The 22,137-nt window shown below is 65.6% G+C and carries 22 protein-coding genes; 1 reads left to right on the forward strand and 21 read right to left on the reverse strand.

Translation table 11 applies throughout. From position 1 onward, the window contains the following. Positions 1-55 precede the first annotated feature (55 nt). The 12 genes from metK to pyrR all read right to left on the reverse strand — a co-directional run bounded on the left by metK (position 56) and on the right by pyrR (position 12,921). Positions 56-1,291, reverse strand: a complete 1,236-nt coding sequence (gene metK, locus CXQ88_RS12740) for a methionine adenosyltransferase (RefSeq protein ID WP_104044528.1) — start codon at positions 1,289-1,291, stop codon at positions 56-58. Positions 1,292-1,378: 87 nt separating this feature from the next. After that, positions 1,379-2,620, reverse strand: coding sequence for a bifunctional phosphopantothenoylcysteine decarboxylase/phosphopantothenate--cysteine ligase CoaBC (coaBC, locus tag CXQ88_RS12745; protein ID WP_104044529.1), 1,242 nt, complete (start codon positions 2,618-2,620; stop codon positions 1,379-1,381). Positions 2,621-2,655: 35 nt separating this feature from the next. Further along, positions 2,656-2,916, reverse strand: coding sequence for a DNA-directed RNA polymerase subunit omega (gene rpoZ, locus CXQ88_RS12750; RefSeq protein WP_003800778.1), 261 nt, complete (start codon positions 2,914-2,916; stop codon positions 2,656-2,658). 15 nt (positions 2,917-2,931) lie between these two features. Continuing rightward, positions 2,932-3,528: a guanylate kinase gene (gene gmk / locus CXQ88_RS12755; RefSeq protein WP_104044530.1), complete on the reverse strand. Its 597-nt coding sequence runs from the start codon at positions 3,526-3,528 to the stop codon at positions 2,932-2,934. Positions 3,529-3,575: 47 nt separating this feature from the next. Continuing rightward, complete coding sequence (gene mihF, locus CXQ88_RS12760) at positions 3,576-3,893, reverse strand: integration host factor, actinobacterial type (protein WP_104044531.1); 318 nt, start codon at positions 3,891-3,893, stop codon at positions 3,576-3,578. Positions 3,894-4,004: 111 nt separating this feature from the next. Further along, positions 4,005-4,865 carry an orotidine-5'-phosphate decarboxylase gene (gene pyrF, locus CXQ88_RS12765; RefSeq protein WP_104044532.1) on the reverse strand — a complete coding sequence of 287 codons (861 nt, stop codon included), beginning with the start codon at positions 4,863-4,865 and terminating at the stop codon, positions 4,005-4,007. Continuing rightward, the gene (gene carB / locus CXQ88_RS12770) at positions 4,858-8,172 is read right to left on the reverse strand and encodes a carbamoyl-phosphate synthase large subunit (RefSeq protein WP_104044533.1); all 3,315 of its coding nucleotides are present in this window, start codon (positions 8,170-8,172) and stop codon (positions 4,858-4,860) included. The genes pyrF and carB overlap by 8 nt, the downstream gene beginning before the upstream one ends. After that, a complete protein-coding gene (carA, locus tag CXQ88_RS12775) occupies positions 8,172-9,476 on the reverse strand; it encodes a glutamine-hydrolyzing carbamoyl-phosphate synthase small subunit (RefSeq protein WP_104044534.1) in 1,305 nt (434 codons plus the stop codon). The genes carB and carA overlap by 1 nt, the downstream gene beginning before the upstream one ends. Then, entirely contained in the window at positions 9,457-9,978 is a 522-nt protein-coding gene (locus CXQ88_RS12780) for a PH-like domain-containing protein (protein ID WP_104044535.1), read from the reverse strand. Before CXQ88_RS12780 ends, carA begins: the two co-directional genes overlap by 20 nt. Next, entirely contained in the window at positions 9,978-11,312 is a 1,335-nt protein-coding gene (locus tag CXQ88_RS12785; protein ID WP_104044536.1) for a dihydroorotase, read from the reverse strand. Before CXQ88_RS12785 ends, CXQ88_RS12780 begins: the two co-directional genes overlap by 1 nt. Beyond that, positions 11,312-12,337 carry an aspartate carbamoyltransferase catalytic subunit gene (locus CXQ88_RS12790; protein WP_104044537.1) on the reverse strand — a complete coding sequence of 342 codons (1,026 nt, stop codon included), beginning with the start codon at positions 12,335-12,337 and terminating at the stop codon, positions 11,312-11,314. Before CXQ88_RS12790 ends, CXQ88_RS12785 begins: the two co-directional genes overlap by 1 nt. Next, positions 12,334-12,921 (reverse strand): bifunctional pyr operon transcriptional regulator/uracil phosphoribosyltransferase PyrR, encoded by a 588-nt coding sequence (pyrR, locus tag CXQ88_RS12795; RefSeq protein WP_104044538.1) that lies wholly within the window; start codon positions 12,919-12,921, stop codon positions 12,334-12,336. The genes CXQ88_RS12790 and pyrR overlap by 4 nt, the downstream gene beginning before the upstream one ends. 178 nt (positions 12,922-13,099) lie before the next feature. Between pyrR and CXQ88_RS12800 the strand changes: the two genes are divergently transcribed. Then, positions 13,100-14,380 carry a PrsW family intramembrane metalloprotease gene (locus CXQ88_RS12800; protein ID WP_104044539.1) on the forward strand — a complete coding sequence of 427 codons (1,281 nt, stop codon included), beginning with the start codon at positions 13,100-13,102 and terminating at the stop codon, positions 14,378-14,380. A gap of 69 nt (positions 14,381-14,449) precedes the next feature. Here the strand turns inward: CXQ88_RS12800 and nusB are convergent, their stop codons facing one another. From nusB to ruvX, 9 genes are all read right to left on the reverse strand, one after another. Then, the gene (gene nusB / locus CXQ88_RS12805) at positions 14,450-14,860 is read right to left on the reverse strand and encodes a transcription antitermination factor NusB (RefSeq protein ID WP_104044540.1); all 411 of its coding nucleotides are present in this window, start codon (positions 14,858-14,860) and stop codon (positions 14,450-14,452) included. Further along, a complete protein-coding gene (efp, locus tag CXQ88_RS12810; RefSeq protein WP_066276200.1) occupies positions 14,860-15,423 on the reverse strand; it encodes an elongation factor P in 564 nt (187 codons plus the stop codon). Before efp ends, nusB begins: the two co-directional genes overlap by 1 nt. A gap of 174 nt (positions 15,424-15,597) precedes the next feature. Continuing rightward, positions 15,598-16,116, reverse strand: a complete 519-nt coding sequence (locus CXQ88_RS12815; RefSeq protein ID WP_104044541.1) for a tetratricopeptide repeat protein — start codon at positions 16,114-16,116, stop codon at positions 15,598-15,600. Then, a complete protein-coding gene (gene aroB / locus CXQ88_RS12820) occupies positions 16,116-17,207 on the reverse strand; it encodes a 3-dehydroquinate synthase (protein ID WP_104044542.1) in 1,092 nt (363 codons plus the stop codon). Before aroB ends, CXQ88_RS12815 begins: the two co-directional genes overlap by 1 nt. After that, positions 17,204-17,743, reverse strand: coding sequence for a shikimate kinase (locus tag CXQ88_RS12825; protein ID WP_104044610.1), 540 nt, complete (start codon positions 17,741-17,743; stop codon positions 17,204-17,206). The genes aroB and CXQ88_RS12825 overlap by 4 nt, the downstream gene beginning before the upstream one ends. A gap of 27 nt (positions 17,744-17,770) precedes the next feature. After that, positions 17,771-18,970 (reverse strand): chorismate synthase, encoded by a 1,200-nt coding sequence (aroC, locus tag CXQ88_RS12830; RefSeq protein WP_104044543.1) that lies wholly within the window; start codon positions 18,968-18,970, stop codon positions 17,771-17,773. Positions 18,971-18,996: 26 nt separating this feature from the next. Next, positions 18,997-19,857: a shikimate dehydrogenase gene (locus tag CXQ88_RS12835; protein WP_104044544.1), complete on the reverse strand. Its 861-nt coding sequence runs from the start codon at positions 19,855-19,857 to the stop codon at positions 18,997-18,999. Beyond that, positions 19,854-21,542, reverse strand: a complete 1,689-nt coding sequence (gene mltG, locus CXQ88_RS12840) for an endolytic transglycosylase MltG (RefSeq protein WP_104044545.1) — start codon at positions 21,540-21,542, stop codon at positions 19,854-19,856. Before mltG ends, CXQ88_RS12835 begins: the two co-directional genes overlap by 4 nt. Then, positions 21,539-22,135: a Holliday junction resolvase RuvX gene (ruvX, locus tag CXQ88_RS12845; RefSeq protein ID WP_104044546.1), complete on the reverse strand. Its 597-nt coding sequence runs from the start codon at positions 22,133-22,135 to the stop codon at positions 21,539-21,541. Before ruvX ends, mltG begins: the two co-directional genes overlap by 4 nt. Positions 22,136-22,137: the final 2 nt, after the last annotated feature.

Raw genomic sequence — 22,137 nt, forward strand, 5'->3', positions numbered from 1 at the left:
ACTATCGGCATTTTGGCCGGAACCGGCATTTCTGCAGGAACCGGGCGCCGCCCACTTAGGCGTTGAAGAACGCCTTCAGGTCGTCCACACGGTCCAGGCGCTCCCAGGTGAAGTCCGGATCATCCCGGCCGAAGTGGCCGTGGGCGGCCGTCTTGGCGTAGATGGGCCGCTTCAGATCCAGGGCGTCGATGATGGCGCGGGGGCGAAGGTCGAAGATTTCGGCGATGGCAGCGCTGATGCGGGCCGGGTCAACCGTTTCGGTACCGAACGTCTCAACGTACGTGCCCACGGGGCGAGCCTGGCCGATGGCGTAGGCGATCTGGATCTCCGCACGCTTCGCCAGGCCGGCAGCAACAACGTTTTTGGCGACCCACCGCATGGCATAGGCGGCGGAGCGGTCCACCTTGGACGGGTCCTTGCCGGAGAACGCGCCGCCACCGTGGCGGGCCATGCCGCCGTAAGTATCAACGATGATCTTCCGGCCGGTCAGGCCAGCGTCCCCGACGGGGCCGCCGATGACAAACTCGCCGGCCGGGTTCAGGATGTTCGCGGCGCGGGAAATGTCCAGGTTGGCGACTGCCAACACCGGCTCAATAACGATGGCGGCGAGGTCCGCGCGGAGCTGTTCCAGGCTTGCCCCTTCGGCATGCTGGCTGGAGATAACCACGGTTTCGACGGAGACCGGCAGGTCCTTGTCATAGCCGACGGTCACCTGGGTCTTCCCGTCGGGGCGGAGGTAGGGCAACTCCCCCGACTTGCGCACCTCGGTAAGCCGCTCCGAGAGGCGGTGCGCCAGCCAGATCGGCGTCGGCATGTAGGAGGGGGTTTCGTCACTCGCGTAGCCGAACATCAGACCCTGGTCCCCGGCGCCCTGGAGGTCGTAGTCGTCCTCCTGGCGTCCTTCGCGGGCCTCAAGGGAGTTGAAGACTCCGCCGGCGATGTCGTTGGACTGCTGGCCGATGGACACTGAGACGCCGCAGCGGGCGCCGTCGAATCCGTTGGCCGAGGAATCGTAGCCGATGCCCAGGATGGTCTCGCGCACGATCTGCGGGATTTCGACGTAGGCGTCAGTGGTGACCTCACCGGCCACGTGGACCAGGCCGGTGGTGGCCATGGTCTCCACAGCGACGCGTGATTCCGGGTCCTTGTCCAGCAGGGCGTCAAGGATGGCGTCACTGATCTGGTCGCAGATCTTGTCCGGGTGGCCTTCGGTGACCGATTCGGAGGTGAAGAGCCGGAGCGCGGAGGGTGTGGCCGCGTGGGATTGGGGAAGATGCAGCGGTAAAGTCACTCAACTACCTTACTGGTTGGGATCCGTCCTCCCCGCAGGAGACGTCAGCAGATGTCCCTGTACTAAGCGAACGTGGCCTGGAACACTTCAGGCGCGGGGCGATACGTGGTTCAGTTCAAAGCCGATCCGGCTGATGATGGCAGCCGAAACTTCCGTTTTGGTTCCGGCCGCCTCCTGTGGTTCGGCACCGGACCGGGAGAGGATGACGACGGAATTGGTGTCCTGCCCGAAGACCTTGTCTGCGCCCACATGGTTAACCACCAGCAAGTCGCAGCCTTTGCGCTCCAGCTTTGCTTCGCCGTAGGCCAGTACGTCGCCGTCGCTGTCGCCGGTTTCGGCAGCGAAGCCAACGATCAGCTGCTGCCTCTTTCCGTGGCCGGCACTGTTCCGCAGTTCCACCAGTTCATGCAGGATGTCCGGGTTGCGGACCAGCGTGATGACCGGGTCGGCGCTGTCATCGCGCTTTTTGATTTTGGTGTCCGAGACCTCGGCGGGGCGGAAGTCTGCCACTGCGGCAGACATAATGACGACGTCGGAACCGGCCGCGGCTGCCAGCGCAGCCTCCCGCAGCTGCAGGGCAGTCTCCACGGGCACCACTTCCACGCCGGCCGGCGCGGGAACTTCCATATGCGCTGCGAGCAGGCGGACGGTCGCGCCGGCGTTCCGGGCGGCGACGGCAAGCGCCACTCCCTGCTTGCCGGACGACCTGTTGCCCAGGAACCGTACCGGGTCCAGTGGTTCGCGGGTTCCGCCTGCGCTGATGGTGACGGTTCGTCCTGCCAGCGGCAGCTGGTAGTCCGTCTCACCCTGGACCAGGGCCATGGCGGCGTCGAAAATCACCTCGGGCTCGGGCAGCCTGCCCGGACCGGAATCAGAACCCGTCAGCCTGCCGGTTGCCGGTTCGAGGACGGCAGCTCCGCGGCTCCGCAGTGTTTCCACGTTGGCCTGGGTGGCGGCGTGCTGCCACATCTCGGTGTGCATTGCCGGCGCGAACAGCACAGGGCCGTGCGCCATCAGCAGGGTGTTGGTGAGGAGGTCCCCGGCTTGTCCCGTGGCTGCCTTGGCCAGAAGGTCAGCGGTGGCAGGGGCGATGACCACCAGATCGGCCTCGTGGCCCAGGCGGACGTGATTGACCTGGTGGACGTCGTCGAAAACGCTGTTGCTGACCGGATTTCCGGACAGCGCCTCCCACGTGGCGGTGCCAACGAAGCGGGTGGCCGCCTCCGTGGGTATCACTGTGACGTGATGGCCGGCTTCAGTAAAAAGCCGGAGGAGGGATGCCACCTTGTAGGCGGCTATCCCTCCCCCGACTCCGAGGACTATGCGCACGTGACCTCCGTCAACAGCACGTCAGGCGGCAGGTATTACTCTGCAGCTTCGATCGGCGTGGAAACCAGCTTGCCTTCGTTGATCTCGCGCAGGGCGATCGAGAGCGACTTTTCGTTCAGCTTGGTGTCTACCAGCGGGCCGACGTATTCGAACAGGCCCTCGTGCAGCTGGGCGTAGTAAGCGTTGATCTGACGAGCACGCTTGGCACCAAAGATCACCAGGCCGTACTTGGAATCTGCTGCTTCGAGCAGCGAGTCGATCGGCGGGTTGATGATGCCTTCAAGGTTCGTGGACACGAATTCTCCAAAATTCTAGCGGGCTGACCGTTCCGGCGTTCCGTGCGGATGCGGGGTCAGCCCCATGAGTGAAACTAGCTCGTCCGCTGCCCGGCGAACGTCGTCATTGATGACGGTGTGGTCGAACTCCGGTTCAGCAGCAAGCTCCAGTTTAGCGGTTTCCAGCCGGCGCTGCTGTTCCTCGGGTGTTTCCGTGCCGCGGCCCACCAGCCGGCGGACCATTTCGTCCCAGCTCGGCGGCGCGAGGAAGACAAACTGGGCGTCCGGAACGGCAGCCTTGACTTGGCGCGCGCCCTGCAGGTCAATCTCCAGCAGCACCGATCGGCCTTCGGCTATGGCCTGGTTCACGGTGCTTTTCAGCGTTCCGTAGGTGTTCTGGCCGTGCACTACCGCCCACTCGAGGAACTCGCCTTCGGCGACGAGCCGCTCGAAGTCCTCCTTGGCCTTAAAGAAGTAGTGGACGCCGTCGATTTCGCCCGGCCTGGGTGCGCGGGTGGTGGCTGATACGGAAAGCCAGACCTCGGGGTAGTTGTCCCGGATGAAGGTGGACACGGTGCCTTTGCCAACAGCCGTCGGACCAGCGAGGACTGTCAGTCCAGGTTTTTTACTCACGTATTCCTTTTGTGCCGGAGTTCGGGGAAAGCGAGGAGGTATCCGCGCTAGTTTTCGTCTATAAAATCTACCAGCGCCCGGCGCTGGTGGACGCCCAGGCCGCGGAGCCTGCGGGAGGCCGCAATACCCAGCTGCTTCATGATGGCGGCGGCCCGGACTTTGCCAACGCCCGGCAGCGCCTCCAACAGCTCCGAAACCTTCATCCGCGCCATGGCTTCGTCCTCCACGGCGGAATTGATGATGTCGGCTGCGGACCGCGCACCGTTCTTGAGGCTTTCCTTCGCCGCCGCCCGTGTTGCCCTGGCTGCCGCCGCCTTGTTCAAGGCATCAGTTCGTTCCGATGCGGATAAGGGTCGCAGCACCATGGTGGGACACCCCCGGATCTGGGTGGTTACGTCCAGGGCGGCCGCCGTTGGACATGTCCTGAAACTACCCTTTGGTGCTGCCCGAATCAATGCATGGGAGGGAAACGGCAGCTATTCGCCCCGCAACCCGTCAAGCGTCCGCTGGGCGGCCTCCCGCACTGCCCGCGGCTGCGGGCCGGCAGAAAGGATCTCCCTGCTGGAAGTTCCCAGCACCTGCGGGTAGGCGCTGCCGAAGGTGGCGCGCAGATGGGCCGGCGTGGCGCCCTGCGCGCCCAGTCCCGGCGCCAGGATGGGCCCGCGCATGGCGGCGAGGTCCATATCGAGGTCCGCGAGGGCAGAGCCAACAGTTGCACCGACCACGAGGCCAACTGAGCCGAGCCCGCCCGGGTAGCGCCGGTTTTCGCCGCCGGCCGCGAGGGCGATCCGGCGTGCCACCGAGTCGGCTCCCCCGACGTGCTGGACTGAGGCGCCCTCGGGGTTGGACGTCAGGGCGAGGACAAAAACGCCCCGTCCCGTCTCGGCCGCCAGATCGAGGGCCGGACGAAGCGACTCAAAGCCAAGGTAGGGGCTAAGCGTCACCGAGTCAGCGGCCAGGGGCGAGCCGTCGCGGAGCCAGGCATCGGCGTAGGCCGCCATGGTGGATCCGATGTCGCCGCGCTTTGCGTCGGCAATGGTGAGCACAGCCTCGTCCCGGGCAATGGCAAGGACTTCCTCCAGGACAGCCATCCCGGCCGAGCCGTGGCGCTCGTAAAGCGCAACCTGCGGCTTGACGGCGGCAGCGAGGGAGGCGACCGCATCCAGGACTGTCAGGGAGAACGCGCGCAGGCCCTCGACGTCGTCGTTCAGCCCCCAGCCGGCCAGCAGGGACGGGTGCGGGTCGATGCCCACGCACAACGGGCCGCGCGCGGCCATGGCGGCGCCAAGCCGGGAGCCAAAGGACTCCCGGCCGGCGCCTGATACCTGCTCAGGCATGCTGCAGGGCCGCCTTCTGGGACTCGGCCAGGGCAGCGGCGTGCTCCTGCAGGCTGGTGACGGACCATTCGTAGGTGCGCATCGCTTCGATGGCCTGGACGGCCGCGTTGAATTCGGCCACCGTGGTGATGCACGGGATGCCGATGGACGTGGCCGCCGCACGAAGTTCGTAGCCGTCGCTGCGTGCTTCGCCGCCGGAGGGGGTGTTGAAGACCATGTCGATCTCGCCTGCGATCACGAGGTCGGCGATGGTGCCTTCGCCTTCTGCGCTGCTGCCTTCTGCCACCTTGCGGACCGGGGTGGCCTGGATGCCGTTGCGGCGCAGGACATCGGCAGTACCGCCGGTGGAGACGATTTCGAAGCCGAGGTCCGAGAGCCGCTTGACGCCCATGATCACCGAGCGCTTGTCGCGGTTGGCCACAGAGACGAAGATCTTGCCTTCGGTGGGCAGGGCGTTGTTGGCCGCTGCCTGGCTTTTCGCGAACGCGGTGTCAAAGTGCTTGTCGATGCCCATGACTTCTCCGGTGGAGCGCATTTCCGGTCCGAGCAGGGAGTCAACCACTTTGCCCTCGAGGGTGCGGAAGCGGCTGAACGGCAGGACTGCCTCCTTGACGGACACCGGGGCGTCCAGGGGCAGGGTGGAGCCGTCGCCCACCTCGGGCAGCATCTTGTAGGCGCTGCGGAGCTGGCCGATGGTCACGCCGGTGCCGATCAGGGCAGCCGCCTTCGCCATCTGCACGCCGGTGGCCTTGGACACAAACGGCACCGTCCGGGACGCACGCGGGTTGGCTTCGAGGACGTACAGCACGTCTGAGGCCAGGGCGAACTGGATGTTGATGAGGCCGCGGACGCCCACGCCTTCGGCGATGGCCCGGGTTGCCGTGCGCACGCGCTCCAGGACGTTGGTGCCCAGGGTGATGGGCGGCAGGACGCAGGCGGAGTCGCCGGAGTGGATGCCGGCTTCCTCGATGTGCTCCATGATGCCGCCGAGGTACATGTCCGTGCCGTCGAAGAGGGCGTCGACGTCGATTTCGACGGCGTCCTCCAGGAAGCGGTCGATCAGCACCGGGTGGTCCGGGGTGATTTCGGTGGCGTTGGCGATGTAGCGGGACAGGTTGGGCTCGTCGTAGACGATTTCCATGCCGCGGCCGCCCAGCACGTAGGACGGGCGGACCAGGACGGGGTAGCCGATTTCGTCGGCGATCTTCTTAGCGTCCTCGAAGGACACGGCAGTGCCGTTCTTCGGGGAGATCAAGCCGGCCTTGTCCAGGACCCGCGAGAACGCGCCGCGGTGCTCGGCAAGGTCGATGGCTTCCGGGGAGGTTCCGAGGATGGGCACGCCCGCGTCCGCCAGCTGCTGGGCCAGTTTGAGGGGGGTCTGGCCGCCGAGCTGGACGAAGACGCCCATTACACCGCCGGTGCGTTCCTCGGCCGCGATGACTTCCAGCACGTCCTCGAGCGTCAGCGGCTCGAAGTACAGGCGGGTGGAGATGTCGTAGTCCGTGGAGACGGTCTCCGGGTTGCAGTTGACCATCACCGTCTCGTAGCCGGCCTTGCGCAGTGCCATGGAGGCGTGGACGCAGGAGTAGTCGAACTCGATGCCCTGGCCGATGCGGTTGGGCCCGGAGCCGAGGATGAGGATGGACGGCTTGGAGTGCAGCGCCACCTCGTCTTCCTCGTCGTAGGCGGAGTAGTGGTACGGCGTGTACGCAGCGAATTCCGCGGCGCAGGTGTCTACAGTCTTGTAGACAGGGCGGATGCCCAGCGCCTGCCGGACGCCCCGGACCACGGCCTCCGAGTTGTGCGTCAGGGCGCCAATCTGCTCGTCAGAAAAGCCGTGCCGCTTGGCGCGCTTCAGCATGTCAACCGTCAAGGCTCCAGCCTGGCGGATCTCCCGGGAGATCTCGTTGAGCAGCTGGAGCTGGTCCAGGAACCAGGGGTCGATTTTGGTGGCGTCGAAGAGGTCCTCGACGCTGGCGCCGCCCAGGAGGGCACGCTGGACCTGGTGCAGCCGTTCCGTCGTCGGGCGCTTGGCCTTTTCGATGAGCTCGGCGACTTCCCATTCCGGGACGGAGCTGAAGTCCAGCTGGGAGCCCTTCTGCTCCAGCGACCGCAGTGCTTTCTGCAGGGCCTCGGTGAAGTTGCGGCCCATGGCCATGGCTTCGCCCACCGACTTCATGGTGGTGGTCAGGGTGTTGTCCGCCGCCGGGAACTTCTCGAACGCGAAGCGCGGTACCTTCACCACAACGTAGTCGAGGGTGGGTTCGAAGGACGCCGGGGTCTTCTGGGTGATGTCGTTGGGGATCTCGTCCAGCGTGTAGCCCAGCGAGAGCTTGGTGGCGATCTTGGCGATGGCGAAGCCGGTGGCCTTGGATGCCAGCGCCGAGGAGCGGGACACGCGGGGGTTCATTTCAATGACCACCACGCGACCGGTGGCGGGGTCAATGGCGAACTGGATGTTGCAGCCACCGGTGTCCACGCCAACCTCACGGATGACGGCAATGGAGATGTCGCGCAGCCGCTGGTATTCACGATCGGTGAGGGTGAGGGCGGGCGCTACGGTAATGGAGTCACCGGTGTGGACGCCTACGGGGTCGAAGTTCTCGATGGAGCAGACCACCACGACGTTGTCGTTCTTGTCCCGCATCATCTCGAGCTCGTATTCCTTCCAGCCCAGGATGCTCTCTTCGAGCAGAACCTCGCTGGTGGGGCTGTACTGCAGGCCCTGACCCACGATGCGACGGAGGTCGTCCTCGTTGTAGGCGAGGCCGGAGCCCAGGCCGCCCATGGTGAAGGAGGGGCGGACCACCATCGGGTAGCCCAGGTCAACAGCGGCTTTGAGGGCCTCGTCCATGGTGTGGATGATGTGGCTGCGCGCGGACTCGGCGCCGCAGCGCTCCACCACGCCCTTGAACTTCTCGCGGTCCTCGCCGAGTTCAATCGCCGCAATGTTGGCGCCGATGAGCTCCACGTTGTACTTCTCGAGCACACCGTTCTTGTCCAGCGCGATGGCGGTGTTCAGCGCGGTCTGGCCACCCAGGGTGGGCAGGACGGCGTCGGGACGCTCCTTGGCGATGATCTTCTCCACCACCTCGGGGGTGATGGGTTCGATGTAGGTGGCATCGGCGAACTCGGGGTCGGTCATGATGGTGGCCGGGTTGGAGTTGACCAGGATGACCCGCAGGCCCTCCTCCTTGAGGACGCGCAGCGCCTGCGTGCCGGAGTAGTCGAATTCGGCGGCCTGGCCGATGACGATCGGGCCGGAACCAATGACGAGGACGCTCTTGAGATCTGTACGTTTCGGCATTACTTCTTGTCCTCAGTCTCGTTGTCGTTTTTGTGTTCAGCACCCGCGGGGTGTGCGGAGTCAACCGGATCCTTGGACAGGTTGGCGGTCCTGCCGTCCCGCGTCCCTTCCATCAGGTCGATGAAGCGGTCGAACAGGTAGGCGGCGTCGTGCGGGCCGGCCGCTGCCTCGGGGTGGTACTGCACGGAGAAAGCGGGGATGTCCAGGCAGGCGAGGCCTTCCACGACGTCGTCGTTCAGGCTGACGTGGCTGACCTCTACGCGACCGTAGCGTTCCTCGGGAGCCTGGGTGGCGCCGTCGAGCGGTGCGTCCACCGCAAAGCCGTGGTTCTGCGAGGTGATTTCCACCTTGCCCGTGCGGCGGTCCATCACGGGCTGGTTGATGCCGCGGTGGCCGTAGCGCAGCTTGTAGGTGCCATAGCCCAGCGCACGGCCCAGGATCTGGTTGCCGAAGCAGATGCCGAAGTAGGGCAGCTTTTCGTCCAGGACCGAGCGGAGCAGGTTGACTTGGGTGTCGGCCGTGGCGGGGTCGCCGGGGCCGTTGGACATAAAGAAGCCGTCCGGGTTGACGGCCTTGACGTCTTCCAAGGTGGCGGTGGCCGGGAGCACGTGGACGCGGACGCCGCGCTCGGCGAACCGGACCGGGGTCATGGCCTTGAGGCCCAGGTCGACGGCGGCGATGCTGAAGCGGGCCTCCCCGTCCCAGCCGTGGTCCTTCGGTTCAACAACGTAGGCCTCGTCAACGCTGACTTCCTCGGCCAGCCGGGCGCCCTCCATCGGGGCGCTGGCCAGCACGGCGTCGACCAGTTCCTTGTCCGTGGCCTGTGCGGCCTCACCGGAGAAGATGCCGGCGCGCATGGTCTTGTGCTCCCGGAGGTGGCGGGTTATGGCACGGGTGTCCACACCCTGGATGCCGACGACCCCCTGCTCCACCAACTCCTCGTCCAGCGAACGCTCGGAGCGCCAGTTGGAGGGGCGGCGGGCGGCGTCGCGGACAATGTAGCCGGCCACCCAGATGCGCCGGGACTCGGCGTCGTCCTTGTTCACGCCGGTGTTCCCGATGTGGGGTGCCGTCTGGACCACCAGCTGGCGGGCGTAGGAAGGGTCCGTGATGGTTTCCTGGTAGCCGGTCATGCCGGTGGCGAAGACTGCCTCGCCCAGGGCGGTTCCGGTGGCACCGTAGCTGCGTCCGCGGAAGATGCGGCCGTCTTCGAGGACGAGCGCAGCGGGAACTGATACTGGAGCGGAAACTGGGGCTGTTACTGCTGTATTTGTTGTCACTGTCTTACTTTCCACTATTGGCATCAGCCGCGGGGGCCGAAGAAATCAATTCCTGAAGTGCTGCGAAAACAACGTTCCTGTCCTCCGCGCGGCGGGTCCGGAAGCCGGTGTCCATCTCGTGGCTGCCGTGGACCCATGAAAGGACCAGGAGGCCATCCTTTTCAACGAACTTTCCGGCCATGCCGCTGTCCAGCCGCACCCCGGTGAGGGACGCGGCGGGGATGTACAGCGCCGGCGCTCCAGAACGGTCAAAGAGGACGCCGTGCGGGTGGACCCCCAGCGTGGCATTGGTCCGGATGCCGAGCCCGTGCACCGCGATCCGGTCCAGCCAGTCACCGCCGGTGGTAGAGGCGACGTACTGCCCCCCGGCGCTGGCGAGCGGCTCCCCCGGCGCCTCGGGCACCAAAGGCAACTGTTCGACGTCGGCCTGGCGCCTTAGGCGGTTCCGCCAGCCCATCCAGATGAGGCCGAACGCTGCGGCGATGAGGGCCAGCGTGATGACCAGCGAGAGCATCTGGGTGTCCATCAGGCGGCGCCCACGGAAGCGGCGTGCGGGTACGGAGTGTTGAGTGCGCCATCAAGGACGGTGGGGTGTCCCTTGAAGAACGTGGCAACAACCTTGCCGGGCAGCTCCATGCCCTTGAACGGGGAGTTCCTGCCCATGGTGGCCATCCTGGAAGGCTCAACCGTCCAGCGCGCGGCCGGATCCACGAGGATGACGTTGGCGGGCTCCCCTGCTTCAAGCGGCCGGCCCTGGTCCTCGAGGCGGCCGATCTTCGCTGCGGCAGCAGAGGTCACCCGGGCAAAATCGGCCCAAGTGAACAGGCCGGTTTCGATCATCGTGTGCTGCACGACTGACAAGGCCGTTTCCAGCCCGGTCATGCCCATGGCGGCCCGCGCCCACTCGCATTCCTTGTGCTCGCTGGGGTGCGGTGCATGGTCTGTACCCACGACGTCGATGGTGCCGTCCGCGAGGCCTGCGCGGAGAGCCTGGACGTCGGCGTCGGTCCGCAGCGGCGGGTTGACCTTGTACACAGGGTCGTAGCTGCGGACGAGGTCGTCGGTCAGCAACAGGTGGTGCGGGGTGACCTCGGCGGTGACGTTGATGCCGCGCTCCTTGGCCCAGCGGATGATTTCCACCGATCCCGCCGTGGAGACGTGGCAGACGTGCAGGCGGGATCTGACGTGCTGGGCCAGCAGCACGTCCCGGGCGATGATGCTTTCCTCGGCCACGGCGGGCCAGCCGGCGAGTCCCAGCACCGCGGAGACTTCGCCCTCGTTCATCTGGGCGCCCGCCGTCAGCCGCGGCTCCTGCGCGTGCTGGGCCACCACGCCGTCGAACGCCTTGACGTATTCCAGCGCCCTGCGCATGAGGACGGGATCGTGGACGCAGATGCCGTCGTCGGAGAACATCCGGACCCTGGCGCGGGAATCGGCCATGGCACCGAGCTCGGCGAGCTGCTCGCCGGCCAGGCCCACGGTCACGGCGCCCACGGGACGCACGTCCACCCAGCCGGCCTTCTGGCCGAGGGTGTATACCTGTTCCACCACGCCCGCGGTATCGGCCACGGGAGTGCTGTTGGCCATGGCATGCACGGCGGTGTAGCCGCCCAGTGCAGCAGCGCGGGTGCCTGTTTCAACGGTCTCAGCGTCCTCGCGGCCCGGCTCGCGGAGGTGCGTGTGAACGTCCACCATGCCCGGCAGCGCCACCAGTCCGGCTCCGTCGATGACGATGGCGCCCTCGGCGGAAAGGCCGGTTCCCGTTTCAGCGATGACACCGTCTCGGATGAGCAGGTCAGCGGGTTCGCCGCCCAGGATCGAGGCCCCGCGGATCAGATAGGTTCCGGTGTTGCCTGCCATCAGTTGCTCTCCTTGGTGGAATGGGTGCCGGTATACGCCAGGGCGGGGGTGGCGGCTGGTTCGCGGGTGTCCCCGGAGAGCAGCAGGTAAAGGGCGGCCATGCGCACGGACACGCCGTTGCGCACCTGGGCCAGGACGGTGGAGCGGGGGGAATCCGCGGCGGCTGCGGAAATTTCCAGGCCCCGGTTCATGGGGCCGGGGTGCATGATGATGGTGTCCTTCATACCCAGCGCGTCCAACGCCCGCAGCCGGTTGTCGTCGAAGCCCCAACGGCGGGAGTATTCACGGGTGCTGGGGAAGAAGGAGGCGTTCATGCGTTCGCCCTGGACGCGGAGCATCATCACAGCGTCAACGCCCTGCTCGATGGTTTCGTCCATGTTGTAGCTCACCTTGCAGGGCCACTTTTCGACGCCGATGGGCAGCAGGGTGGGCGGCGCTACGAGGGTAACGTCGGCGCCGAGGGTGCGCAGGAGCCAAACGTTGGAGCGGGCCACGCGGGAATGCAGGACGTCACCGGCGATGGCCACGCGCATGCCCTTCAGGTCGGCACCTTCGGAGCCGGTGCCGGCCAGGCGCGCCCAGTGCCGGCGCATGGTGAACGCATCCAGGAGCGCCTGGGTGGGGTGCTCGTGGGTTCCGTCGCCGGCATTGATGACGGCGGCGTCGATCCAGTCGGTTGCGGCCAGCCGGTGCGGCGCACCGGAGGCCCAGTGCCGGATCACGACGGCGTCTGCACCCATCGCGGACAGTGTCTGGGCAGTGTCCTTGAGGGACTCCCCCTTGGAGACCGAGGAGCCCTTGGCGGCGAAGTTGATAACGTCCGCCGAGAGGCGTTTTGCAGCGGCTTCGAAGGAGATGCGCGTGCGGGTGGAGTCCTCGAAAAAGAGGTTGACCACGGTGCGGCCGCGGAGGGCGGGCAGCTTCTTGACCTCACGGTCGCCCACGGCGGCCATTTCCTCGGCGGTGTCGAGGATGCGGATGGCGTTGGCGAGGCTGAGGTCTTCAGTAGAGAGCAGGTGCTTCACGAGCGGCCCTCGATGACTACTTCGTTAACCGGTGTGCCGCCGGGGGCGGTGTCGGTTTCCTCGAGCCGGACCCGGACCTTCTCCGCGGATGACGTGGGCAGGTTCTTGCCTACGTGGTCTGCGCGGATTGGCAGCTCGCGGTGGCCCCGGTCGATCAGCACGGCGAGCCGGACGATGCGGGGCCGGCCCAGGTCGACGAGGGCGTCAAGGGCGGCACGGATGGTGCGGCCTGAGTACAGGACGTCGTCGATGAGGACCACCACCTTGTTATCGATGCCGGTTCGCGGGAGCTTGGTGGGGTACGGCGGACGCGTGCCCTGGTGCGAGAGGTCGTCGCGGAACATCGTGACGTCCAGCTGACCGACGATCGCGGCGGCATCCACGCTAGGATCAGCAGCGGCAATTTTTTCGGCAAGCCTCGCGGCGAGCGGGTAACCGCGACGGGGGATGCCGAGCAGGACAAGGTCCTGGGAACCCTTGTTGGCCTCAAGGATCTCATGGGCTATACGAGTGAGGGCCCGGTCTATGTCCGCCTGGCTGAGGACAACCCTGGCTGGAACCGGTGCGCTGGTGACAGAAGTCAACGCTCGTCTCCCCTTTCCCCGCCTCACAGGACGGAATTAAAAAAGGATTATGTGCGTTCCAAAATTACCACACGGGCACGGCGGGACCCCTGCCGGGAGGACGCGTTGATGGTCACACTCCCGGGGCTCGTGGCCGGGATCCTTGGACGCTTGGCGGCAGCCACCTAGGCTTTCGGGTATGTCGATGCATCCCCGCTACCCGGCGTCCGGGCCACCCGAAGATCCGTATCGTGGAGCCGGCGCCCCACTCCCCCGCGATGCCAACCCAAGCTGGATGGGGCACGTGCAGCCGGAGAACTACCGGTCGGCGCCGGGGCATCAGGGCCAACCTGTCGATACCGTGGTGCCGCCGCAGGTACAAGGAGCGGTGGTCCGGGCCGGCCGGGCCCGCAGCGGCGGGTTGCTGGGACTGACAATCGGCGGCAGTGCCCTGGGTTTCCTCAGCCTGTTCCTGGTGGTGCCGTTCCTGCTCTCGAACACGGGCCCTGCCGGGTTCATGGTGGGATTCCTGGCCTCGCTCATTCCCCTGTCGGTGGTGCTCCTGGCCGTGTACGTCATCGACAAGTGGGAACCCGAGCCGAAGCGGCTCCTGTACTTCGCCTTCACCTGGGGCGCTGCGGTGTCCATCGCCGTAACCCTGCTCATCCAGCCGTTTTTTGTGGTGGGGTTCCAATTGTCGGACGGAGCCGACCTGCAGGCCTACATGGCCACTGTGCAGGCCCCGATTGTGGAGGAGTTCGCAAAATCCCTGGGGCTGTTGCTGCTGCTCCTGCTGGCCAGGAAGCACTTTGACGGGCCGGTGGACGGCGTGGTCTTTGCGTTCACCATCGCCGGCGGTTTCGCCTTCACTGAGAACATCCTGTATTTCGGCAGGGCCATCGCGGAATCGGCAGACCCGGCCAGCGACTTCGCCCAGGTGTTCTTCCTCCGCGGTGTAATGTCCCCCTTCGCCCACGCGATCTTCACCGGCACCACGGGGCTCATTATGGGCTTCGCCGCCCGGCGCTGGCACTCAGGCGCTTCGGTAGCTGCTTTCTTCGTGGGACTGCTGCCAGCCATGTTCCTGCATAACCGCTGGAACAGCATGGGCCAAGGCTTCCTGGTGGATTACATCCTGGTCCAGGTGCCCATCTTCTTCCTTGCCGTCGGAGGCATCATCCTCCTGCGTGTTGCGGAGAAGCGGCTGACCCGCCAGCGCCTGCTCGAATACTCCGCCGCCGGGTGGTTCACCCCCGCTGAGGTGGAGCTCCTGGCCACGTTGGGCGGCCGGCGTACGGCCCTGAGCTGGGCGGGCAGCTACGGGAAAAAGCGGCAGATGAAGGAATTCCTGAAGGCCGCCACCCAGCTTGCAAATACCCGCCAGCGCATCCTCAGCGGTCGCGACGTCCAAGTACACCAGGCTGAGGAGCGCCAGCAGCTGCAGCGCGTCCTTGCCTTGCGGGCCGCCGTCGCCCGCTGAGCGAGCAGCTTAACTGCGAAAGGGCTGGCCTCCACGTCCGTGGAGGCCAGCCCTTTGCGTTCCTGCGAGCTAAGCGAGCAGGGAAGGCTTCAGCTGCTGCAGGCGGCCCAGGAGGCCGTTGATGAACTGTGGCGACTCGTCGGTGGAAAGTGTCTTGGCCAGCGCCACTGCTTCGCTCACTGCCACGCCGTCCGGGACGTCGTCGTTGTAAAGGAGCTCCCACGTGCCAATCCGCAGGATGATGCGGTCCACGGACGGCATCCGCTCGAGGGTCCAGCCCTGCGAGTACGTTTCCAGGAATTCATCGATGGCTGGCTGCTGGGACAGCACGCCTTCAACGATTTCCAGGGTGTACGGATTGACGATCTGGTCGGTCTTCTCACGGCGTGCACGGAGCACGTCGAAGGCGGAAACCGAACGCTGCTCGGCTTCGAAAAGAACATCCAGGGCCCTGTTACGGGCTTTACCGCGTGCGCTCACTACTCGGTGACCCGGCCGAGGTAGCTGCCGTCACGGGTGTCAACCTTGACCTTGGTGTTGTTCTCGATGAACAGCGGAACCTGGATCTCGTAGCCGGTTTCCAGGGTTGCGGGCTTGGTGCCGGCCGAGGAGCGGTCGCCCTGCAGGCCAGGCTCCGTGTAGGTGATTTCGAGAACGACGCTCGGCGGCAGTTCGATGTAGAGCGGGTTGCCCTCGTGGATGGCGATGTTGACCATCTGGTTTTCGAGCATGAAGTTGGTGGCGTCGCCGACGGTAGCGCCGGAAACCGTGATCTGGTCGTAGTCGGAGGTGTCCATGAACACGAAGTCCGCGCCGTCCTGGTACAGGTACTGGTAATCGCGGCGGTCAACGGTGGCGGTCTCGATCTTGAGCCCGGCGTTGAACGTCTTGTCCACGACCTTTCCGGACATCACGTTGCGCATCTTGGTACGCACGAAGGCACCGCCCTTGCCCGGCTTGACGTGCTGGAATTCAATGATGTTCCAGAGCTGGCCCTCGAGCTTCAGGACCGTTCCGTTCTTGATGTCGTTAGTGGTTGCCACTGGTTTCCTCTGGTTTCTTTGTCTGGTCGCGTTGTCAGACGTTGTATGCCGGGCAGGCCTGCCAATCGGCTTGCCAGCGCGTATTTGTCAAAAATCGGGTCTTCGAAAAAAATTCAAAAACCATTCTACCGGGTTAATCTGAGGCCCCCTTTCGGGACGGCCAGGCGGACGCCGTCAGCAGGCCAGGTCCAGGACGTCCCGGGCACGCTGCAGCGCCACTGTAGACGAGTAGATGAGGGCGGCGTCCGCCGACTCGGCCACACGCAGGTCCAAGGCGCGGGCGAAGGATTCAACCGCCGCCGATGTCTGGCCCGCCGTGTACTGGGTCTTGCCCAGGAACTGCAGGACCAGCGCCTCGCGGGGCGTCCCCTGCACCTCGGCGAGGAGTTGCCGGAACAGCTCCACCGCCCGGTCCAGCCGGTTCGAAACCCGGAGCACTTCGGCCTCAAACGCCCGCAACCTGAAGGACTCGGGGTCTTTGAAACGCGCTTCGGCCAGCAGTTCCGCCGCCTCAGCCGAATGCCCTTCCACCAGCAGTACAAAGATGTGGTCGGCGGGGTCGGTGGACACCGCCAGCGCCTCGCGGCAGGCGTCGTCGTTCACGATCTGCGGCAGCAGGGATTCCGGGTTGATGCGGATACCCGGAAAGCCGGCCTCCGGCCAGTCTGCTGTGCCTTCCATGTCGCCGTGCATCAGGAAGCAATTTCCTGGTAGGCGGCGAACAGCAACGAGGTGTCCGGGACGTCCAGGATGCCGGGCTTGGCCACGCCGTCCAGGACAACGAAGCGCAACAGGTCGCCGCGGGACTTTTTGTCCCGGCGCATCCCGTCAAGCAAGCCCTGCCACCGGTCCCTGCGGTAAGTGACGGGAAGTCCCAGTCCGTCAAGGATGGTGCGGTGCCGGTCTGCGTCTGCGTCGCTGAGCCTGCCGACGCTCCGGGCGAGTTCGGCGGCGAACATCATGCCGACGGAGACGGCGGCGCCGTGGCGCCAGGAGTAGCGTTCCACCAGTTCGATGGCGTGGCCCAGCGTGTGTCCGTAGTTAAGGATCTCCCTGAGCCCGGATTCCTTGAGGTCTTCGGAGACGACCTTTGCCTTGACGGCGATGGCCCTCTCAATAAGCTCCCGGAGGACGGCCGACTGCGGGTCCACCACCCCTTCCGGGTCCTTCTCGATGAGGTCGAGGATGGCAGGGTCAGCAATAAAGCCGCACTTGATGACTTCTGCCATTCCCGAGATGATCTCGTTTTTTGGCAGCGTATTCAGTGTGTCCAGGTCCGCCAGCACGGCCGCGGGCGGGTGGAAGGCACCCACCAGATTCTTGCCTTCGGCGGTGTTGATGCCGGTCTTTCCGCCCACGGAGGCGTCCACCATACCCAGCAGGCTGGTGGGCATGTGGATGACCTTGATGCCGCGCAGCCACGTCGCGGCGACAAACCCAGCGAGGTCCGTAACGGCGCCTCCCCCCACAGCGACGATCGCGTCGGAGCGGGTGAAGTCGTTCTGCCCGAGGACCTGCCAGCAGAAGGCTGCCACCTGGATGTGCTTGCCTTCTTCGGCGTCCGGGATCTCCGCCGTCAAGGAGGTGAAACCTGCTGCCGCCAGCTCGTCGCGCACGGTGTCGCCCGTGAGCCGGAGGGCACGCGGGTGGATGACCAGGACCCGCCGGACACGCTCACCGAGCCGGCCGGGAAGGCCACCGAGCAGCCCCCGTCCCACCACGACGTCGTAGTTGTTAGCGGCGGATTCGCCGGTGACTTGGATGATTGTTGATTCCGCGCTCACTTTTCAACTTCCTGTTGGGCAGCTGCGTAGTCCCGCAGTGCTGCTTCCAGACGGCGTCCGAGCTCGGAAACCGAGCCACTTCGTACGTCCAGGGTTATGTCTGCCAGCCGTTCGTAGACGGGTTTGCGGGTGGCGAACATGGCCGTCCATCGGCCCATGGCGTCTCCCGCCAGCAGCGGCCGGCCTGAATTCCGGGCGATGCGGCCCGCAACTGTGCTGGCGTCGCATTCCAGGTACACCACGGTGCACCTGTTGATCAGCTGCTGGGTTCCGGAGTCAAGCACAGCACCGCCGCCCAGGGAGATGACTGTGGCCGTGCCTTCCGCTGCCTCGACGACGTCCGCCACCGTCCGTGCCTCTATCTCGCGGAAAGCGTGCTCGCCGCGTCCGGCGAAGATGTCGGAAATGGATCCGTGTGCTGCCACGATGACGGCGTCGGTGTCCACGAAAGGGGCACCGAGCTGATGGGCAAGTTGCTGGCCAATAGCTGATTTGCCGACGGCCATGGGCCCGATGAGAACCACCGGACGGCCCATGGACGCGGTTTTGTTGCTCTGGGGCACTTACTGGCCGATCGAGTCCAGGGACGCCGGAATGCTGTCCAGGTAACCCTTGATGTTGCGTGCGGTCTCCGCCACCGAATCGCCGCCAAACTTTTCGGTGACCGCTTCGGCCAGGACCAGCGCCACCATGGCTTCTGCCACCACGCCGGCGGCCGGGACTGCACAGACGTCGGACCGCTGGTGGTGTGCCTTCGCGGCTTCTCCGGTGCTGACGTCGATTGTCTTCAGCGCGCGGGGCACCGTAGCGATGGGCTTCATGGCCGCGCGGACGCGCAGGACGTCGCCGATGCTCATGCCGCCTTCGATGCCGCCGGCCCGGTTGCTGGTGCGGACGATGCGCCCGTCGGAGTCCCTGACGATTTCGTCGTGGGCTGCCGAACCGCGGCGTGCGGCGGTCAGGAAGCCGTCGCCGACCTCCACGCCCTTGATGGCCTGGATGCCCATCAGTGCTGCGGCCAGCCGGGAATCGAGCCGGCGGTCCCAGTGCACGTAGCTGCCGAGACCCGGCGGGAGTCCGTAGGCGAGGACTTCAACCACGCCACCCAGGGTCTCGCCCTCCTTGTGCGCGGCATCCACCTCGGCAACCATTGCGTCGGAGGTTTCCCGGTCAAAGCAGCGCAGCGGATCCGCGTCCAGGGCAAGCACGTCCGTGGGAACCGGCAGCGGGCGCCCCTCGGGTACCGTGACCGTTGCGATGGAGACGGTGTGGCTGACAAGTTCGATGCCGAGGTGCTTCAGGAACTGCGCGGCGACGGTGCCCATTGCTACGCGGGTGGCAGTCTCACGGGCGCTGGCGCGTTCCAGGACGGGCCGGGCCTCGTCGAAGCCGTACTTCTGCATTCCGGTGAAGTCGGCGTGCCCGGGGCGGGGGCGCGTCAGCGGTGCGTTGCGGGCCTGGTCGGCGAGCAGTTCGGCAGCAACCGGATCGGCCGACATGATCTGCTCCCACTTGGGCCATTCCGTATTGCCCACCTGGATGGCCACGGGGCCGCCCTGAGTCAGGCCGTGCCGAACGCCGCCGAGGATTGTCACCACGTCCTGTTCGAACTTCATGCGTGCGCCGCGGCCATATCCCAGGCGGCGGCGGGCCAGTGAATCAGCGATGTGCCCGCTGGTGATCTCCACACCGGCGGGGACGCCTTCAATAATTCCCATCAGGGCCGGACCATGGGATTCACCGGCAGTCAACCAACGCAACATATTTTCCATCCTGCCACGTATGGCGGTTACAACGCCCGTCGGGGAAGGCCGACTGCGTCACACATCACATCTATGACAGATGCGTTAACTTCCTCTTCGAGGTGGCTGAACAGGCGCACCTGTTCCACGGCCTGGTACAGCAGCATTTCGAGGCCGGGCACCACGGCGCCGCCCCCGGCCTCCCACACAGACGCAATCAGGCTGGGCCAGGGATCGTAGGCCACGTCCAGCAGAACACCGGACGTGGAAGTCTTCAGTGCCGCGATTTCTGCCGCCAGCCCGTCTGCCGCGCGCGGCGGCAGGGTGGAAATAACGACGTCGGCAGCGGCCATTGGTTTCGCCGCTTCCGTGAGGGGGCGGATCTCCAGGGAGAGGCCAAAACTTTCTGCAGCGGCGCGGACTTCGGCAGTGCGGAAGGGATCACGGACGAAGAGCAGCGCCGAGCCGGCTCCCAGTTCCGTCAGGGCTGCAACGGCGGCGGCCGCCGTCCCGCCCCCGCCTAGAATAACGGGCTCCGCGGGCGTCCCCCCGCCTGCGTGGCGTACGGCGTTGACGATTCCTGTGACGTCCGTATTGAACCCGATGGCCCGGGAACCGCTCCCGTGCTTCTCGAAAGCCACGGTGTTCACCACGCCCAGGGCCCGCGCAACACCGCGCACTTCGTCCACCTCGCTGACCATGGCGGACTTCAAGGGCATGGTGACGGACAAGCCGCGCCAGCCCGGCTGGTCCCGGAGCTGCCGCATCAACGAGGGCAGCATTTGTTCAGTGACATCGATGGCGGTATAGCTGATGCCGATGCCTAGCTGGCTGTACGCCGCGTGATGCAGTGCCGGAGACTTTGAGTGGCTGATGGGGTGGCCCAGGACGGCTGCCCGCAGGCTCATGTGCAGCGGCCAACGTTCGCCGTGCACCAGGCGTTGTACTGGTCAACATAGGTGTTGTGTTCAGCCAGTGTCCGGGAGAACTTCGTTTCCTTGGTGTCCAGGTTGATGGTTACCCAGTACAGGAAGTCGTTTGACTTGGGCTTGGCAGCAGCATCGATGGCTGCCTTTCCCGGAGAACCGATGGGGCCAGGGGGCAGGCCCGGATTCGCGTAGGTGTTGTACGGGTTGGACTTGTCCTGGCGCTGTTCGTCGGTGAAGTTATAGCTCTTGGTGCCCAGGCCGTAGGTCACGGCTGAATCCACCTGCAGGAAGCCGCTGGTCTGGTCATTGGGCTTGAGCCGGTTGTAGATGGCACCGGCCACGTCACCGTACTCCGCCTGGCCACCCTCGGCCTGCACGATGCTTGCCACGATGACGGCCCTATACTGCTTGGCCGGATCCGTGATGCCCTGGGACTCAAGTTCGTCAACGGTGATCTTGACCAGCGATTGGAGGATGTCCTTCGCCGGTGTGCCAAGCGGGTAACGGTGTTCACCCGGGGCGAGGTACCCTTCCAGGTTCTTGGCAGTTTTGGGAAGGCCGAACTGAGCCGGCTGGTTGCTGAGGGCCTGCAGATCCTGGATGGAAACGCCGGAACCTTCGGCGATCGCCTGCAGCGACTCATTAATGCGCAGGCCGGCGCTGAGGGCGAAGTAGATCACCTTCTCCTGGTCCTTGCCGAGCAGGACGTTTACGGCATCGGAGTTCTTCATTTCTGTCTTGAAGGTGTAGTTCCCGGGGGCCAGTACCCCGCCGGATGCGTTGAATTCCTCGAGGAAGGTGTCGGAATTGGCGACGACGCGCTCGCCCTCCAGCCTGCTGGCGACGGAACGGGTGCCTTCCCCGTTCTCAACCGTCACCATAACCTCGCCCGAACCGGGACCCGGGTAGTCGCTGGGCTTGTCGTTGCCAAGCAGCGGCTTCAGGAACTGCGCCCCGACGGCGACAGCCGTGACGAAAACGGCGAGTGTGAGGAACAGGGCCAGCAACCTCCGGCGCCGGCGGACCTTCCTGGACGGCTTGGCCACTACGGGCGCTGCGGCAGGCAGGAACTCGTGGTGCCCGGTGTCGTGGCGCGCATCGTCGTAATGCCCCTGGTCATAGCGTCCCTCGTGTTGAAGGGCGTCGTCGTGGTGCACACCCTCCTGGAAGTGGTGTCCCTCGGCATAGTGGACGTCATCGTCGTAGTGCGTATCGGCTGCGTGCCGGTGCCCGGCGATGGCAGGCTCGGGGTAGGAAACTTGAGCGTGGTCGTGATGGACTTCGTCATGCAGAGCCTCCTCCTGCTGAACCCCGGGACGGTGCTCGTCCTCGTGGTGCACGTCGTCGTAATGAAGGTCGTTTTCCGGGCGCAGCCCTGCGGGCTGCCGCTCCTCATGATGAACGTGCTGGATGGACGGCGGCGCCTGAGGAGCGGCCGGGACAGCCGGTTCCTCCTGGACCGACGGAACAGGTGACGCGACGGCCGGTGGCCCGGAGGGCGGCGGCGGAACGTCGTGTCCCGTTTCGTAGGCCTGCTCGGGCACGGCGCCCTGGAGTCCGGTGTCAGAGGTCTTTTGGCGCGCCCTGAGTTCCTTGCGGGTCAGCGGCCTCGCTGCCCCGGCGTCCAAGGGGCCGGAAGCGTCGTCAATATTGGCAGGACTCACTGTTGCCTTCCATCATTTGAAGATTGGTCCGTATCCGGGGTGACGTGGACACTCTCATCCACTTCGCTGACCCCCGGGTCCACGGAAGGGGAGGGCGCGGTCACGCGTCGGCCGACATCCACTCCCCTGGCTTTTTGCATGTCGAGGGCGTGCTGGAGGATACCTGCCGCCGCGACCTGATCAACTACTTTACGGTGATTGCGGCTGCTCATGCCAGCTTCATGCAGGTTGCGGTGGGCTGTAACGCTGCTGAGGCGCTCGTCCACCAGGTTCACCGGCACGGCCAAAGCCCGTGCCGACAGCTCTGCAACCAGCAGTTCTGCGTACTCAGTGGCCATTTTCGCCGACGCGTGCTCTTCACCCTTCATGGTCCGGGGCAGGCCCACGATGACCTGTACCGCGCCAAGTTCCTCGACCAGGTTGGCAATGACCCGGACGTCCGAGTTTTTCTTGGCATTCCGGTCCAGCGTCTTGTAGGGCGTGGCCAGGATCGAGTCGCGGTCGCAGATGGCCACGCCTACCCGGACGGTGCCGACGTCGACCCCCAGTTTGATGCCCTGGGGGCTGGCGTCGGCTGCAGAAGGATTGGTCAAGG

The organism is Arthrobacter sp. ZGTC412 (assembly GCF_002929215.1).
In the GTDB taxonomy this organism is placed as follows: domain Bacteria; phylum Actinomycetota; class Actinomycetes; order Actinomycetales; family Micrococcaceae; genus Arthrobacter.